Genomic DNA, 16,278 nt, shown 5'->3' with positions numbered 1-16,278 from the left:
ATAAAGAATATGAAATCCAAACCCGCAAACTCTCGTTATGAATGAGGGAGCCTAGGGGGGCAGGTCAGTGCGACAATTCCGAAGATGCGATTAAGGAATTCTTGCAAGGTTACAGCCCAACACCCAAAGCGCACAACACCAAGGAACGCTATACTCGCAGACACAGCACAAAGACTTTAATTAATCTGCTAGATCAACTCTGTTCGGACTAAACACGCACGCCTGCAATCACATCAGCCGTCTTTGCCACTTCCGCCGCGCTCAGTGTCGGGTGCACAAGAAACAGCAAGCTTGTGTCGCCCAACTCTTGCGCCACAGGCAAGGTCGCATGGCCGGACGCGAAGGCTTTTTCGCGGTAGATTTCAGAGCAAGAGCCCGAAAAACACGGCACACCCTGTAATATGATCTCTGCCATGATCCGGTCGCGCAACGCCGCGTTGCCGTTCACAATGACATAGGCTTTGTACCAACCATGGCGCACGGGTTTTGGCACCTCGGGCACACGAAACAGCGCATTTGAGCGCGCGGCCTCCAGAATAACATTTGCGTTCTGCGTGCGCACGGCTTGCCACTCTGGCATACGGCCAAGCTGGATACGGCCAATGGCTGATTGCATTTCGGTGAGGCGCCAGTTGGTACCAATGCTTTCATGCAGCCAACGATAGCCCGGCGCGTGCTCGCGCTCATAGACCGCTTCCCAGCTTTTGCCGTGATCCTTGAACGCCCACATGCGTCGCCACATGGTCTCATCGTTGCAGGTGAGCATGCCACCTTCGCCGCCTGTGGTCATGATCTTGTCCTGACAAAACGACCATGCAGCCACATCGCCAAGCCCACCCACAGGCACGCCATTGAGCTGGGTGCCATGCGCTTGCGCGCAATCCTCGATCAGCTTGATCCCGCGGGGCTCGGCCAAGGCGCGAAAGCCCTCCATGTCACAAGGCCAGCCCGCGAGATGCACGCAGATGATCGCCTTGGTATTGGCGGTGAGCAACGGCTCTACCGTGGCAGGGGTGATATTCTGACTGTCGCGGTCCACATCTGCAAACACAGGTTTCGCCCCCGCATTCACCACGCACGACGCAGACGCAATGAAGCTGCGCGGCGTGACGATGACTTCATCATCCGCAGATCCACCATTCACGCTGCCGATGCAAAGACCATGCAAAGCCAGATCCAGCGCGAGCGTGCCATTGGCCAAAGCAATCGCGTGATTGGTGCCGGCAAAGCGCGCGAACTCTTTTTCAAACTCACGCCCGATCGTGCCGGTCCAATAGTTCACCTTGTTTGATAAAAGCACGCTGGACACAGCGTCGGCTTCTTCTTGGGTAAAGCTGGGCCAAGGAGAGAAAGGTCCGTTGAGCATGCTCTAAAACTCCTTCGCAGGCACGCCGCCAACGCGCGCGCCGCTGGGCACATCAAGGGTGACAGCCGCGCCCGCACCAATCATCGCATCCGCGCCGATAGACTTATATTCGCGTACAACCGCGCCGATCCCGATCCACGTGCGTGCACCAACAAAAACACCGCCACCCAGATGAGCACCCGGTGAAATATGCGCACCATCCGCAAGCACGCAATCATGATCGACACTGGCGCCTGTGTTCACAATGCAACCTGTTCCGAGCTTGGCAAAGGCACCTACAACAGCGCCCGCACAAATCACACTTCCCTTGCCGATTTCAGCATGGGGAGAGACGGTCGCAGACGGATGAATCAGCGTCGCAAGATCGGCCGGAAGAGACTCTAACAGGCCTATTCGGGCCTGATTGTCGCCAATACCAAGTGCGTAATCCGTGTCACTCTCAATATCGCTAGGTGTGCCAATCACATCCCAAACACCACTGCGCGCAAAGTCGGGATAGTTAGCATCCAGAAAGGCAATATCGGTGTAGCCCATGCCCTCAGCGATATCAGCCAGAACACGGCCATGCCCACCTGCGCCGATGATACGCAGCGCTCTCATTGCTCACCTGTGAATTTGGGCATTGTCACGTCTCCTGCGGCGGATATTCCATCGCGTTTTAGCACCTTTTTCACCGTCAATGCGATGATTTTTAGATCTAGCATGAGCGAGCGATTTTCAACGTACCACACATCAAGCTTCAGTTTTTCAGGCCAGCCAATCGCATTGCGCCCGTTGATTTGCGCCCAGCCTGTCACCCCGGGGCGCAGCGCGTGGCGGCGCGCTTGGCGTTCAGAGTAAAGCGGCAGATATTCCATGAGCAGGGGGCGCGGGCCCACAAGGCTCATCTCGCCTATGAGCACATTCCAAAGTTCAGGCAGTTCATCCAGCGAGCTGCTGCGCAGCTTTGCGCCAAGGGGTGTTAGGCGTTCGCTGTCAGGGCCAGTACCGTCTTTCATCGTACGGAATTTGATCATCTCGAAGGGGACGCCATCCTTGCCCGGACGGATCTGGCGAAACAGCACAGGCGTGCCAAGGTTGCGACGGATCAACACCCAAAGCAGTACAATCACAGGCGAGAGCAGGATCAACCCCACACCTGCGCCAAGGATGTCCATCATTCGTTTCATGTGCAGCCCTCATGAGCGATCTGCTCGATATAATCGGCAAACTCGGACATCACGACATGCGCGTCAAACTGGCGTTCAAACAACGCGCGCGCTTTGGGGGCGGGGCTGCGGTAATGCGCGGGATCTTCTGCAATCTCGACCAGACGCGCGCACAATGCTTCTGCGTCACCCGTAGGATAGGAAATGAGCAGATCTTCAGAGCCCAGCACGCGTTGCATTTCACCCTTTAGATTGGTCAACACACGCAACTCGGAACGGGTAAAATCCGCGACCTTGTTGGGGATCGAGAGTTGGAAATCAAAGCGGTCCAGATAACACATCAGTCCAATATGGCTGCGCGCATAAAGAGCGTTCAACGCATTTTGCGACACCCAGCCCCCGAACACCACATGAGGCAAGCGCTCTGCCATTTGCTCAATGCGCGGGGACAGATCGCCAGAGCCACAAAAGACGAACTCCAATTCACGAGCAGCCGCCTCTGGTAGAGCCTCAATCGCCTTTAATAGGGTCTGAATGTCCAAATCAGAAATCAACGTGCCCGCCCAAACCAGACGGGTTTTAGGGGCATCCAAGTCAACGCCGCGCTCTGCCCAAAACCCCAAATCTTCGCGCATTTGCGTAGCGCTTTGGCTCTGGTGAAACACGCGGTCGCGCTTTGTTGTTTCGCGCGCGAAACGGTGTTGACCCCATTCCAGCATGCCACCGGTGATCGAGATCAGCGCATCCGCGCCTTGTACCGCACGTTTGCCCATCCGCTCCCATGGCAGAAAGTAGTTCTTGAAAGGCAGGCCTGTTTTAGCCGTGATCCGCTCATAGAAAATATCCGGCCACAGATCGCGAATATCCAAGACCACTGGAATGTTATGCGCCCGTCCAAACTGCACGGCCGCAAATGCCAGATCAATGGTTGGCCATGCACAAAGAATGACATCAGGGCGGGTTTGCAGCGGCGCAAGGCGCGTAAACGCACGGCGTATTTGCGCGTGATCTATGAAGCGGGCAGGGGAGATGTGACGCTTATAGCCTTTGGAGGGCAGAAAGATCATTTCCGGTCCATCAGGGTTCGGGCGCACAGGTGTCGAGTGCACCACATCGCGCATGATCTTGAGTTGGTGATGAAAACACCCCGTCCACCACGTCACATGATGCCCACGTTCATGCAAAGTCTGCGCCATGAGCCCCGCGCGAAACAAACGGTCCCCGGATTCTGCAGGAAGATGCGGGACTGGTTCACCCGTCTTGATGATCCAGACACGCATTTGTTCAGCCAAGTGCTGCGCGCAAGGTAGTGATCACTTTATCCTGCGTATCAGTGTCTAAATAGGGATGCATGGGCAGGGAAAACACTTGTTTCGCCAAAGCATCAGACACATCCATGCCCGCAGGGTCGGTGGGGAATTTATCATAGGCTTTTTGCGTATGAAGCGGCATCGGGTAGTAGATCATCGTTGGAACCCCTGCGTCTTTCATCGCACTCATGATCGCTTCGCGGTCCTGCCCTGCGCGGGTTTTCAGCGTGTATTGCGCCCAGATGGATTGGCTTTCGTTGCCCACATGCGGCGTGTCGATCACATTTTGCAACGCATCTGTATAGCGGTCGGCCACGCGCTGGCGCGCCTCGATCTCATCAGGATAGATCGCGAGTTTTTCGAGCAGGATCGCCGCCTGGATCGTGTCGAGCCGCGAATTCATGCCAATGCGCACGTTGTTGTATTTGTAATCGCCCTTGCCATGGAACCTGAGCGAAATCAGCAGTTCGGCGAGGTCATCATCGTCCGTAAACATCGCACCACCATCGCCGTAACAGCCCAAAGGCTTGGCAGGGAAGAAAGAGGTCGTCGCCAGATCGCCAAAGCTGCCTGTGGTCTTGCCACGGTACACGCCACCAAACCCCTGCGCACTATCACCGATCATCTTGAGACCCTCGGCATCGGCAATCGCAGTGATCGCGTCGTAATCCGCTGGTAGGCCGAACAGATCAACAGGGATGACAACCTTGGGCGTCAGGCCAATCTCTTTGGCATGGGCAATCGCGCGTTTCAGGCTTTCGGGATCCATGTTGAACGAGATGGGATCAACCTCGACAAAGACGGGAACAGCGCCCATGCACGGCACGACTTCGGCTGTCGCAGCAAATGTGAACGACGGGCAGAACACAGCGTCCCCCGTACGTACACCCAGCGCCATCAGCGCGAGTTGCAGCGCATCCGTCCCATTGGCGCAGGTGATCGTATGTTTGGCACCGCAGAATTCGGATAGCTTCGTCTCTAGCTCGGTGACTTCAGGGCCAAGAATATAGGCACCATGATCAAGCACTGTGGCGATACGCTTATCGATCTTGTCTTTGATGCGCGCTTGCTGGGCTTTGAGGTCGATGAACTGCATGGGTTACTCCGAAAGTAGAGTGAGGCTGTCGCCCGTCTGTTTATAAATCTCGCCTGTGCGGGGGCATGTTAGATCGTGGCCGAGGCGATCGCCAGATCGCGACACCCAGCCAAGACGGCGCGCAGGAATGCCTGCCATCAACGCGTAATCAGGGACATCCTTTGTGACCACAGCACCCGCTGCAATCATGCAATAAGCACCCAGCGTGTTGCCGCAAACGATGGTGGCATTGGCACCAATCGTCGCGCCACGTTTCACCAGTGTTTCGCCAAACTCATCCTTGCGCTGCACATGCGCGCGCGGGGTCAACACGTTGGTAAACACACAGGACGGTCCACAGAACACATCATCCTCCAGGGTCACGCCCTTATAAAGCGCGACGTTGTTCTGGATTTTGCAGCCTGTGCCGATGGTCACATGGGGACCTGCCATGACGTTTTGACCAAGGGATGATCCTGCGCCAACGGTCGTATGACCCAGCACATGCACAAAGTGCCAGATTTTGACATCTGCACCAACGGTGACGGGCGCATCGATCCAAGCGCTGTCATGGACAAACGCGCTCTCATGTATGTTTGCGCCCGTTTCAATCATCCTGCGATGATCTTTTTGATGTCTGGATGCTGCTCGCCACGATTTGGCTCGATTGCAGCTGTGCGGATGTGAGAGACCAGCTCGATGGAGGGGCGCACCACATCCAGACCATAGCCGCCGCCATCGAGCACGTTCTGATAAGACGCAGTGTGCAGATCGGTAAAGCCGCCAGAGAATTCGATCTCTTCGCCCTCAACCGTGATGGAGCGGTGCGTGCTTTGATCTGCAGGCGTATGCGCGGGCAAGTGATCGCGGTTGATTGAGAGAACCCAGCGCACGCGCGCTTGAGCGAACTCGAGATAACCCGCGGCCGCATCTGTGCCACGGTGATGCACGATGTTTTCTTTCATCGGGCCGAACACGAAAGACAGCATGTCATAGAAGTGCACACCGATGTTGGTGGCGATGCCGCCGGACTTTTGATCAAAGCCTTTCCAAGACGCGTGATACCAAGAGCCGCGCGAGGTGAAGTACCCCAGATCCACGTCGTAGATTTTGTCTTTGGGACCAGCTGCAATCTTTTCTTTCAAAGCGATGATCGAGTGGTGAAGACGCAGTTGCAAGATGGAATGAATGCGCTTGCCTGTCTCTTTCTCAAGAGCGGCGAGATGATCAATGTCGGAGGGGTCCAGCACCAATGGCTTCTCGCAGATCGCATCAGCGCCTGCGCGCAGAGCAAAACCCATGTGCGATTTATGCAAATAGTTTGGTGAGCAGATACCGACGTAATCAATGCCCGTGCCGTGCGTGCGCAGATCATGCACATGAGCGTCGAATTGTTCGAACTCGGTAAAGAAAGCCGCGTCAGGGAAATGGCTGTCCATGATGCCAACGCTATCGTTGATGTCATAGGCCGCATGCAGCGTGCCGCCGGTTTCTTTCATCGCCTTCAAGTGGCGTGGCGCGATATAGCCGGCAGCGCCGATCAGAGCATAATTGGTCATGTTAGTGTCTTTCTTTTACGCGCGCACAACACCTTCGTCACCGCGGAACTTACCGCGTGTGTCGACGAGAATAGGGGCATGCTTGCGGATCATGTCATAGTCAAAATCAGTATGGTCGGTGAGCAGGATTACAGCATCATAGCTCTCTAGAACCTCCGGGCTCAGATCCACCGAGCTGAGGTCGAAATTATGCTCGCGCATCTCTGGAAAGACCGGAACGTTGGAATCGGAATAGGCAACATCCGCACCCCAATCGCGCAACAGCTCCATCACGAAGACCGAGGGGCTTTCGCGCATGTCGTCCACGTCACGTTTGTATGCAATGCCAAGGGCGAGAACCTTTGCACCTTTCAGCGACTTGCCTGCCTCGTTCAACGCGCGCACAGTTTTGTCGACAACATACTGCGGCATCGCCTCATTGATCTCGCCTGCCAGCTCGATGAAGCGTGTGTGCAAGCCAAACTCGCGGGCTTTCCACGTGAGGTAAAACGGATCGATCGGGATACAGTGACCACCGATACCGGGGCCGGGGTAATAAGCGGTAAAGCCAAACGGCTTGGTCTTGGCGGCATCCACGATCTCGAAAATATCGAGACCCATAGCATCGGCTACCACCTTGAGTTCGTTCACCAGACCGATGTTGATCGAGCGGTGGATGTTTTCGAGTAGCTTGACCATCTCGGAAGCGTCAGTGGAACTCACAGGAACCACATGGTCAATGAAGGCGCCATAAAGCGCGACACCTGCGTCCAAACACGCAGGCGTCATGCCGCCAACGACCTTTGGAATAGTCCGCGTGGTGAAGTTCTCGTTGCCGGGATCTTCGCGCTCAGGCGAGTAAACGAGATAGGCATCAACGCCTGCTGTGAGGCCCGCTTTCTCAAGGTAGGGCAACAGAATTTCACGGGTGGTGCCGGGCCATGTTGTGCTCTCGAGCGACACCAGTTGGCCTTTGCGCAAATAAGGCGCGATCAGATCCATCGTGGCGGTCACAAAGCTAAGGTCCGGCTCACGGGTTTTATCCAGCGGTGTGGGCACGCAGATCAGCAGTGCGTCGCATTCAGCGGCGCGGCTGAAATCGGTGGTGGCTTCAAATCCGCCTTGGCGCATGGCGTTGATTTCATCACCTGAGATATGCTTGATCGGGCTTTTACCAGCATTGAGCTGCTCTACGCGACGCGTATCGATGTCCAAGCCTAAAACAGGAAGGCCAACTTCATGCACACGAAGCGCCAAGGGAATGCCAACATATCCAAGCCCGAGGATACCAACCTTCGCGGTCTTGTCGGCCACTTTATCTGAGAAATTCATTTCCAACCTTCTAGTTCCAATTTTTATTTAAACAGTTTGCGACAATTTGTTTTTCACGGGTGATGTGCAAGATCAGTTTAGGCTCCGCCAAAGATACGTTCAAACGTTGGTGCTGTCAGTTGCTTGCGTAGCAAATCATATCCTTCAAAAGAGAACTCACTTGCCTTCACTGTTGGTACCTGAAGGATTGCATCAAAGCTGTTCATCTGACTCCAATCCCCTTTGAGGCTTAAGACCGCACCTTGAGTAACGCCGTAATATTCCACACCCAGGCCGCTATTATGAATTTTGTAGAACCCTTTATCATCCAGCAAGCGGTTTTGAGAGACTTCAAAAATGTCACCTTCGAAATCGTCCATAACCTTGCGAGAGTAAAATCGGCCAGCACCAAGCGGCATAATCGCGCTGCCCAACTTATAGCTACATTTTATAAGCTGCGGTGAAAGGGTGTCTTTGTCTGAGTTCGAAAAAATCAGCCATTGCATGGTGCCGTAAAGGGATGTGGCAAAAGGAATGATGCTGTCGTGGCTGCAACATACACGATGACGCTCAATAATAGAGGTGATCAGCCCTACGGGTAGGATATCATCGCTTCCCGTGATGCCGAGCAACTGAAAATCACTGCTGGCGCGGGCCAGATCGACAACGCTTTGCCATTTGCGTCCAACGGGTGAGTTTGGGCCAAGCATGCCAAGTACATCTGGATTGCGGGCAGTAACGTCCTTTAGGTAGGCTTCATCTTCGCTTGAACTGCCTGCAAGACAGACCAGAACCTCATAACCCTCTGGGGTTGCCGTGGCTTCGGTCACCATCATGTCGAGCACTTCATGACGCCCTAGAAACGCGCTGGTGATCACCATATCCGCTTTGAGGGTTCCATGTGTTTCCTTAAGGGCGCTCAGGCTTTCATAGCTCTGGCCGCGAAAGTAAAATGGGCCTTTCAGTCGGACTTCAGGCGGTTTGGCGGTTTGCGTCCCATTTTGCCCAAGCGCTTGCGCAACGGGAGGACGTTTCAAAACCTTTGACGCCATGCGGCGCACCCGCAAATGCATCGTTGGGCTTAAAACGCGCTGTGATAACCTTGCTAGATCAGCGATCAATTGCTGTCGCGGCCCAGTTATACCGCGTTTGACATACACAAGTCGCCCAAGCGTCGGGGCCGGGATCAGTTCGCGGGCAAGCCGTGCGATAACTGCTCTGGAATTCATATCACGGCTCCTTCAATGCTCTGTATTCAGGCAGTTTGCGTCTGCCCATTTGGAAAACCCGAACAGAGAATTTCCAAGGTAAATCATGTCACGTTCGTACTCGCCAAACTGTGTGCCACCTTGCAACTCGATAGTCTTGGTTTTCAACGCTTGCTTCAAAGCGGCCTCTGAAAGCTTTGAAATATCATCCAGCTTTTCAGAATGAATACTAAACCCAAGTTTCGTGCGCTGATAAAGGGTCTGTGGAAAATACTTCGCGATATGTTCCTTGAGAGGAGCTTTGCGGCCCAACTCTGGCGTGACTAAGACCGAGGCATCCCAAGACAAAACACCTTGCACAATGCGGTGATCCAAAAAGGGAACACGTACTTCCACACTATTATACATTGAAGCGGCGTCTAACGTCGGGTTCAGATCCGAGAGCACATAGGTCATCAACTCGACCCAACGATGACTTGCAGAGACAGAGAACCCCTCAAGGCGATGCTCTGCCAAGCTTTGCGTGTAGATATCACGCATAGAAGGGAACACATCGCGCAGGGCAGGCATCTCGAAATTGCGATCATCGCGGAAAATATGCTGAAGCTGCTCAACCATGAACTGCTTGGATGGGGTTTCGTGCAACGGCATATAATCAGGTGTGTACTCAGGCATTGGCGTTCGGCTGTAACCTAAAAACAGCTCGTCGGCGCCATTGGCACTGATGGCCATCTTGTATCCGTGCTTGTTGACTTCGCGCGACACCGCCAAAGGAATGCCAACACTCATCATCGGTTCGCCGTGAAAGGCCGTTGCCGCCTCTACATCTGCTTCGTAGGTTTCTAGATCGGGCTTGACCGAGATCAATTTGCGTCCAAACCGATCCGCCACCATCTGTGCATAGGGCTCTTCGGGTGATGTCAGGTGGAAGCAATCCAGATCATCGTAAACGCAAGCGAGGAAAGAGCTATCAACACCACCGCTTAGAAACAGCGCTGATTGCACGTCGGAGATTTGATATTCGCGCACGATTGCGATCAAATCAACCATCGTGAAATTGCTTTGGTATTGTGGTTCCCAGTATTTATGGATGTTTAGATCACCGTTCGGCAGGATCTCCATATAATGAGCTGGATCAAGTCGTTCGATCCCGTCAAAGCACGTATGGCTACCATGCACGCCGCCAAGCGAAAAATATGACGCAAGCGCTGTTTTATTAATAGTGAAGTTGGCGTCAGGACACATCTTCTGGATCGATGTGATGCTAGAACCAAGGAAAAGTGTCCCAGAGGCATCGCGCGCATAAAGCAAAGGCTTGATACCCATGTGATCGCGTGCGGCATAGGTTTGACCCGTGGCTTTGTTATGCGCCAGAAAAGCAAACATTCCTGCGATCCGTGACAAGCAGCCTTCGATGCCCCATTGCTCTAGACTCAGCAATAAAACTTCAGTGTCTGACTGAGTTACAAAGGTGTGACCCAATCCTTCGAGGGTTTTGCGGATCTCGCGAAAATTATACACTTCGCCATTATAGCAAAGCGTCCAGTTATCGGATTCCATCGGTTGGTTAGAGCGTGGATCGGGATCAACAATCGCAAGGCGTACATGTCCGAACATGACGCGATCGTGCGTCCACGTTCCTTCGCCGTCAGGTCCGCGCCGCGCAATGGCTTGTAAACCGTGCTGGAGCTTGGCTGCAGCGTCATCGCCACGTGCGTTCACGTAGTCCCCAACGATTCCGACGATTCCGCACATATGACCTCACAATGCTTTATTGAACTGCTACCTATCCAACATCTCCATGTCAGGAAAGGCGAAACACCTTTATTGCGGCGTCCCTATCCCAGAACAACCTCTACCACGCGTTCGGCAACGTCTTTGCTGATCTCGGGGCCGATTGGCAGGCTCAGAACCTGGGCTGCCATATCTCGTGCAAGCGGAAGATCACCAGGTGCAATCGCCGCATCTTTATAGGCTTTTTGCATGTGTGATGGAATTGGATAATGTACGAGGCTTCCAATGCCAGCTTTCTCAAACCGCTCTAGCATTGCCGCGCGATCCGGGGTTTGGAGCACGTATAGGTGCCACACAGGATCAGCCCAATTCGGCACATGAGGCAAGGCAAGCCCACTATCCGAAAACGCATCTGTGTAGAAAGAGGCCAGAGCACGTCGGCGTTCCGTCCATTCATCAAGGACTTTCAATTTAACGCTCAGGACTGCGGCTTGCAGTGGATCAAGCCGTGAGTTCACGCCTGCTTCTTCGTTCACATACTTCTCTTTTGATCCGTAGTTGCGCAACATGCGCACACGTTCAGCCAGATCCGCACGGTTGGTCGTAATCGCACCAGCGTCGCCCATAGCGCCAAGATTTTTACCCGGATAAAAGCTCCAGCATACGATGTCACCATGTGCGCCAATGCGTTTACCTTTATAGCGTGCGCCCAGACATTGGGCCGCATCCTCGATCACCGCTAAACTGTGTTCGCGCGCCAGCTTGAGGATTGGATCAAGATCAGCGGGTTGACCATACAGATGCACTGGTAAAATCGCCCGCGTGCGCGATGTGATTGCAGCGGCAATTCGTGCGGAGTCGATGTTGTATGTAGCTGGATCAGGTTCGACTGGAACGGGGGTTGCGCCAACGCCGGACACAGCCAGCCAGGTCGCGATGTAAGTGTTTGAAGGTACGATAACCTCGTCCCCGGGTCCGATATCAAGCGCGCGCAAAGACAAGCTCAGTGCGTCGAGACCATTGGCTACGCCAACCGCGTGATCCGCTTCACAGTAGGTGGCCCAGTCTGCCTCAAACGTATCGACTTCGGGACCAAGTACATACCAACCACTATCCAAAACCCGCGCCACAGCAGCATCAATTTCTGGTTTCAGCTCTTTCCCAGCAAATCCTTCAGCACAACGTTGTCGAGCATCGTATCCGCCAGCAAGCGCTTCAGCTTTGCGTTCTCATCTTGCAGCGATTTAAGGCGGTGGGTGTCAGAAACGTCCATGCCGCCGTATTTGGCTTTGAACTTGTAGAACGACGCAGGGCTCAAGCCGTGCCGACGACACACCTCAGCCGTTGGCATTCCAGCTTCTTGCTCTTTGATCATCCCAATAATCTGGGCCTCAGTAAAACGACTCTGTCGCATTTGTTTGCTCCTTCGATGGTTGAGCAAACTCTACATTAAACTGAGGGAAGTTTCGGGGGGCAGGTCACAGCTTATCCGCCCAGATCAGAGCAAAGGCCGCGTCGATCTCTATGTTGAACAACGCCTCTTTACTAGGTGACGTGTCTGTTGATGTTGTCGGTTTGGTCAATCTGGAGTGACTATGTTTTATCAGAATGATAGAGCGATAAACACGCTTGGCTGGTTTGATCAGCCCCGCAGATACAATTAGTCGTTTCAGTCGTGCTTTCATCTATACGTCTCACTCAGTCGGTCGAAGTCTTAGAAGACCATCAACGCTTCTCAGCGAGGTAGTCATCTATCACAGCTTGAGCCTCACCAAATTTTACGATTTCACCTTTTTCCATCCAGGCAACCTTCGTGCACCATGACGTAATCAAGTCGATAGAATGAGTCGCGAGCACTATAATTTCAGCGGTCTTTGCGAGCTTTTGCAAGCGCTCTTCCGCCTTGAGATAAAAACTCGCATCGCCAGCGCCAATTACCTCGTCCATCAACAAGATGCTTGGTGACATTGCCGTCGCAATTCCGAAAGAAAGCCGCATTTGCATACCTGTTGAATAAGTACGCACCGGCATGCTTAAAAATTCACCAAGCTCTGTGAACTCTGCCACTTCTTCAATGAGCGCAGGAATTTCGCTGCGATCCTCGGCAATCATATCGAATACGAATTGGAGATTTTCCCAGCCTGTTTCTTCGGGATCAATGCCAAAACCAATATCGAGCAACGACCCGATACGACCATCCACGTTCAATACCCCAGAGCTGGGTTTGTAGATGCCTGCAAGAACACGAAGCAGGGTCGATTTTCCCGCACCATTGTGACCAATCAAACCAACCCGATCGCCACTTTCAATGGTCATTGAGAGGTCTCGGATAGCTTGGATCGTGCTGATGTCGCGACCACGTTTAATTAAACCACCTGTCATGCCGCTCATAGCGATACGGCGCAAGGACGCACCCACACGAACAACAGGATAAGCTAGCGACAGGTTTTCAACTTCAATACGTGCCATATTACACCCAGAACGGAATAACGTTCCGCTTTTTGCTGATGATCAAATACCCAGAGACCAACATGATTGTCGTCAAAATTAATGTGATGCCCAATGAGCTATACGGGATCTTATGATCAATGATCGGCGCACGGATAAGTTCAATATAGTGATAGAACGGGTTGGCGAATGCGATCATGAAGCGACCTGATAAGAATTCTGGTTTCCACAAAATCGGCGTCACGAAAAACGCAAGCTGCGTGATGGAGTTGATAATCTGCCCCACGTCGCGAAAGCGGCAGGTCAAGACCCCCAAGATCATCGTCATCGCGAATGATGTAAGAATTAGAATGGCAAAGCTAATCGGTAAAATCAGCATGGTCCAGCTAAAGCCGCTGCCGACGAAAAGTACGAAGAACAGGGACACAACCAGATTGTTCACGAATATAAACAAGTTCATTCCGATGTTGCTTAGCATAAAGACGGTCAACGGAATGGGGCGCTGTTTGATGTAGGTGTGTTTGGTGATGAACACATGACACGAAGAACTAAGAGACATCGAGATATAGATCCATGTCACGTAACTTACCGCCAAGAACGGTAGATATTCACTGAGCGTAACTGGGAAAAGATATGAGTATACAAACGACAATGCGACCAGTGTGATTGTCGTCGAAAGGCTGATCCAGATAATCCCTAGGTAAGACCGTCGATAAGCCGTTTTGATGTCGCGAAGAGCCAGAGACTTCCAACTGTAAAAATCCGAAATACCGGGTTTGATGTCGGTAGCGAAAAAACCACCTGTCTGCTGCGTCATAGTCATCCTGTCCAAATGGCTTTGTCTACGCCGGGGTCCGGCATTTCGCGCTTAAAGCGCCGCTTCATACAAATTGTCAATCCAGCACCTTCTTATAGACATCAAGCAACCTTTCTGACTGGTGTTCCCAGCCAAACTGCTCTGCAAGTTTCGAGTAACGCTCTGCATCGGGCACTGTCGAAGGATCTGTTGGATCTAGCAAGACTTTCAATGACTGTGAAAATTCAGTCGTGGATCTGCTGTCATATGTTTCACCCAACGCGTGCCGTCGTATAAAAGGCCCCATTTCTGCAAGGTCCGTTCCTAAAATCGGTAAGCCCGCTAACATTGCCTCAAAGAGTTTGTTGGGCATGGCATATTGATAAGAAAGTGTTTCAGGAAGGATCGGTATCACCGCAAGGCTGGCGCTGGAAATGAAACGTGTTACATCGTTTGCAGCGACTGGCGGGAGAAAGTGCAATCGTTCTTCCATCCCGTGGGCAGTGGCCAAAGCTTTGAGTGCGCTTAAAGTACTATCAACAGCACGTCCGACAACAGCCAAATGGATCAGTGGCCGTGTCGGATGTTCATCCTGATATAGCGCCAATCCTTTGATGGTTTCTTCAAGGCCACGGTTAATCGCAATATTGCCAGTGTAGACCATCAACACAGTGTCTGCAGACAGCCCCGCTTCTTGCCGGACATCTGAACGCACGCCACGTTGCCATTTTTTTGGGATTGGCCAATTACCCACAGGTGGGCTGTTATAGATCACTGCGGGGTACTCAATTGCGTATTCGTGTTTCAAGTGATCAGCTATTTTCTGACCAACCGTGATCACTCTGGCAGCTTGCGGCAGGTACTTTGCCTCAATCTTGCGAGTTTGTAGCCGGTTGATCCAAAGCTGTGGTGGATTGCGATGTGTCTCCAACTCATGGCTATCAAAGATCAACTTTGCGCCACAGCGTTGAGCCGCATGATAGGCTGCGAGTAAAGCCATTGTATCATGTGCATGAACGATATCCGGCGCCCACTGAGCAATAGGCGTTTCAAATTCACGCCGGAACAATCCGTAGGAAAATAGACGTGCGAGGTTCCAAATAGACCGACGGATGCGAGCAATGAGGCGCTTCATGCTTGTGTCTTTGGAGGGCTAAAGGGAAACATTCTGCGCAGGAATGATTTTATCGCAGCAATTGGCCCCCATGACCGGCGCACGTATTCAACCCCGTTAATAATTTCTAGGTCAGGCAAATCGGATCCTCGTGGCTTTGTACAAAAGACGCGCACCTCATACCCTGCTTGCGCGAGCGTTTCGGCTTGTTTCACCACACGATAATCTGGATCGCAGGGGTTCGGCACAACAACCGCAATTTTTGTACGTGTCACGATATTTATTCCTACCTTGTTTCTGAGACTGCGTCACCTTTTAGGAAAACAAGGAATAGACCAGAGCATTGACCTACTGCAATGTGATGCATATCGACTTATAGTGCCAGTATGCGCTGCGACTCGTACTTAAAACTTTGATCTGGCTCGGATGTTCATGAAACTGCAAGCTTCCAAAAAAACACAGTTTCAGACTGTCCTTGATGCGGGAGTGGCTCTAAGTATCGGCGTTTTTCCAGCATTTCATATCACGTCTCTTCAGCTCGCAGCGATCCTTATTCTGATCGGCGCTGCTCTTAATTATAAGAATGTTTTAAATATTCGCTTTGCGTTTAAGTGGCAGCACTTTGCAATCTTACAGTTCTTGGTTCTATCACTGGTAAACATCCTACTGTACCCCTCACTAGAGGGAAACAGGGGACACTACACGCCACTTGCGCTTGAGGCTTTAGTGGCATCACTTGTTCTAGTTTTCGTGCTGATGGTTTACGTCCAAGATCGGCCGTCTTTACAGAGTACTTTGAAGCATTGGCTGCCAGTCGGGCTGTGTGTATCTTTCTGTGTTCTTTCCGCGTTCTACTTTCAGGCAGGTGAGGGCGCACGTGTCCGTGCTTTTACCCCCAGCTCGCTGATTCCTCCGCTATGGTTTTTAACGCTGACTCTGATCTGCTTTAACGATTTTAAAAGCATGTCTGCGCGCCGCAAACTTGTGCCATACGGCTTATTAATTATGGCAACGTTTGTTGTGATTTATTGCGGCGGTCGCTTGGCGATGCTGACTTGGCTTATCGCGGCCTGTGCTTTGATTTTTTTCTATGTTCCAAACATGGGAGCTCACGGGCGGCGACGCAGTCTGGGCATAGCACTATTTGGACTATACACAGAGTCCTCGAGCACCCGACTTTTGACGGGTTGACGTCTGACCGTAGAACGATTCAGCTAACCGCATGATCCG

Annotated in this window: 17 protein-coding genes and 1 pseudogene; 1 reads left to right on the top strand and 17 read right to left on the bottom strand. The window is 52.5% G+C overall.

Annotated features, from left to right (window positions below; translation table 11 throughout):
• Positions 1-208: 208 nt before the first annotated feature.
• The 17 genes and pseudogenes from PFRI_RS19265 to PFRI_RS19185 form a co-directional block, all read right to left on the bottom strand.
• Positions 209-1,366: a DegT/DnrJ/EryC1/StrS family aminotransferase gene (locus PFRI_RS19265; protein ID WP_072632329.1), complete on the bottom strand. Its 1,158-nt coding sequence runs from the start codon at positions 1,364-1,366 to the stop codon at positions 209-211.
• Between the two features lie 3 nt (positions 1,367-1,369).
• Positions 1,370-1,966 (bottom strand): acetyltransferase, encoded by a 597-nt coding sequence (locus PFRI_RS19260; RefSeq protein ID WP_072632328.1) that lies wholly within the window; start codon positions 1,964-1,966, stop codon positions 1,370-1,372.
• Positions 1,963-2,535, bottom strand: a complete 573-nt coding sequence (locus PFRI_RS19255) for a sugar transferase (protein WP_072632327.1) — start codon at positions 2,533-2,535, stop codon at positions 1,963-1,965. The genes PFRI_RS19260 and PFRI_RS19255 overlap by 4 nt, the downstream gene beginning before the upstream one ends.
• A complete protein-coding gene (locus PFRI_RS19250; RefSeq protein ID WP_072632326.1) occupies positions 2,532-3,806 on the bottom strand; it encodes a glycosyltransferase family 4 protein in 1,275 nt (424 codons plus the stop codon). Before PFRI_RS19250 ends, PFRI_RS19255 begins: the two co-directional genes overlap by 4 nt.
• Positions 3,799-4,920, bottom strand: coding sequence for a DegT/DnrJ/EryC1/StrS family aminotransferase (locus PFRI_RS19245; protein ID WP_072632325.1), 1,122 nt, complete (start codon positions 4,918-4,920; stop codon positions 3,799-3,801). The genes PFRI_RS19250 and PFRI_RS19245 overlap by 8 nt, the downstream gene beginning before the upstream one ends.
• 3 nt (positions 4,921-4,923) lie before the next feature.
• The gene (locus PFRI_RS19240; protein WP_072632324.1) at positions 4,924-5,514 is read right to left on the bottom strand and encodes an acyltransferase; all 591 of its coding nucleotides are present in this window, start codon (positions 5,512-5,514) and stop codon (positions 4,924-4,926) included.
• Positions 5,511-6,458 carry a Gfo/Idh/MocA family protein gene (locus tag PFRI_RS19235; RefSeq protein ID WP_072632323.1) on the bottom strand — a complete coding sequence of 316 codons (948 nt, stop codon included), beginning with the start codon at positions 6,456-6,458 and terminating at the stop codon, positions 5,511-5,513. The genes PFRI_RS19240 and PFRI_RS19235 overlap by 4 nt, the downstream gene beginning before the upstream one ends.
• Positions 6,459-6,473: 15 nt before the next feature.
• A complete protein-coding gene (locus PFRI_RS19230) occupies positions 6,474-7,769 on the bottom strand; it encodes a nucleotide sugar dehydrogenase (RefSeq protein WP_072632322.1) in 1,296 nt (431 codons plus the stop codon).
• Positions 7,770-7,846: 77 nt separating this feature from the next.
• On the bottom strand, positions 7,847-8,977 hold the full coding sequence (locus PFRI_RS19225) for a hypothetical protein (protein ID WP_072632321.1): 1,131 nt from the start codon (positions 8,975-8,977) through the stop codon (positions 7,847-7,849).
• A gap of 12 nt (positions 8,978-8,989) precedes the next feature.
• Positions 8,990-10,711: an asparagine synthase (glutamine-hydrolyzing) gene (gene asnB, locus PFRI_RS19220; protein ID WP_072632320.1), complete on the bottom strand. Its 1,722-nt coding sequence runs from the start codon at positions 10,709-10,711 to the stop codon at positions 8,990-8,992.
• Positions 10,712-10,794: 83 nt separating this feature from the next.
• Positions 10,795-11,820, bottom strand: coding sequence for a DegT/DnrJ/EryC1/StrS family aminotransferase (locus tag PFRI_RS19215; RefSeq protein WP_245812483.1), 1,026 nt, complete (start codon positions 11,818-11,820; stop codon positions 10,795-10,797).
• Between the two features lie 26 nt (positions 11,821-11,846).
• Positions 11,847-12,104: pseudogene (locus PFRI_RS19210) on the bottom strand (transposase); the annotation flags it as partial.
• Positions 12,105-12,168: 64 nt separating this feature from the next.
• Positions 12,169-12,375, bottom strand: a complete 207-nt coding sequence (locus tag PFRI_RS19205) for a hypothetical protein (protein WP_072632317.1) — start codon at positions 12,373-12,375, stop codon at positions 12,169-12,171.
• A 40-nt stretch (positions 12,376-12,415) separates the two neighbouring features.
• Positions 12,416-13,159, bottom strand: coding sequence for an ABC transporter ATP-binding protein (locus PFRI_RS19200; protein WP_072632316.1), 744 nt, complete (start codon positions 13,157-13,159; stop codon positions 12,416-12,418).
• Position 13,160: 1 nt separating this feature from the next.
• Positions 13,161-13,955 carry an ABC transporter permease gene (locus PFRI_RS19195; RefSeq protein WP_072632315.1) on the bottom strand — a complete coding sequence of 265 codons (795 nt, stop codon included), beginning with the start codon at positions 13,953-13,955 and terminating at the stop codon, positions 13,161-13,163.
• Positions 13,956-14,031: 76 nt separating this feature from the next.
• Positions 14,032-15,069 carry a glycosyltransferase family 4 protein gene (locus PFRI_RS19190; RefSeq protein ID WP_072632314.1) on the bottom strand — a complete coding sequence of 346 codons (1,038 nt, stop codon included), beginning with the start codon at positions 15,067-15,069 and terminating at the stop codon, positions 14,032-14,034.
• Positions 15,066-15,323 carry a hypothetical protein gene (locus PFRI_RS19185; RefSeq protein WP_072632313.1) on the bottom strand — a complete coding sequence of 86 codons (258 nt, stop codon included), beginning with the start codon at positions 15,321-15,323 and terminating at the stop codon, positions 15,066-15,068. The genes PFRI_RS19190 and PFRI_RS19185 overlap by 4 nt, the downstream gene beginning before the upstream one ends.
• 157 nt (positions 15,324-15,480) lie before the next feature.
• Between PFRI_RS19185 and PFRI_RS19180 the strand changes: the two genes are divergently transcribed.
• On the top strand, positions 15,481-16,239 hold the full coding sequence (locus PFRI_RS19180; protein WP_139292152.1) for a hypothetical protein: 759 nt from the start codon (positions 15,481-15,483) through the stop codon (positions 16,237-16,239).
• The last annotated feature ends 39 nt before the right edge of the window (positions 16,240-16,278 follow it).

Origin of the sequence: Planktotalea frisia (genome assembly GCF_001890925.1) — a bacterium.
Taxonomy (GTDB): Bacteria; Pseudomonadota; Alphaproteobacteria; order Rhodobacterales; family Rhodobacteraceae; genus Planktotalea; species Planktotalea frisia.
The sequence above is the reverse complement of the archived record's forward strand: the minus strand, read 5'-3'. Positions and strand labels throughout refer to the sequence as shown.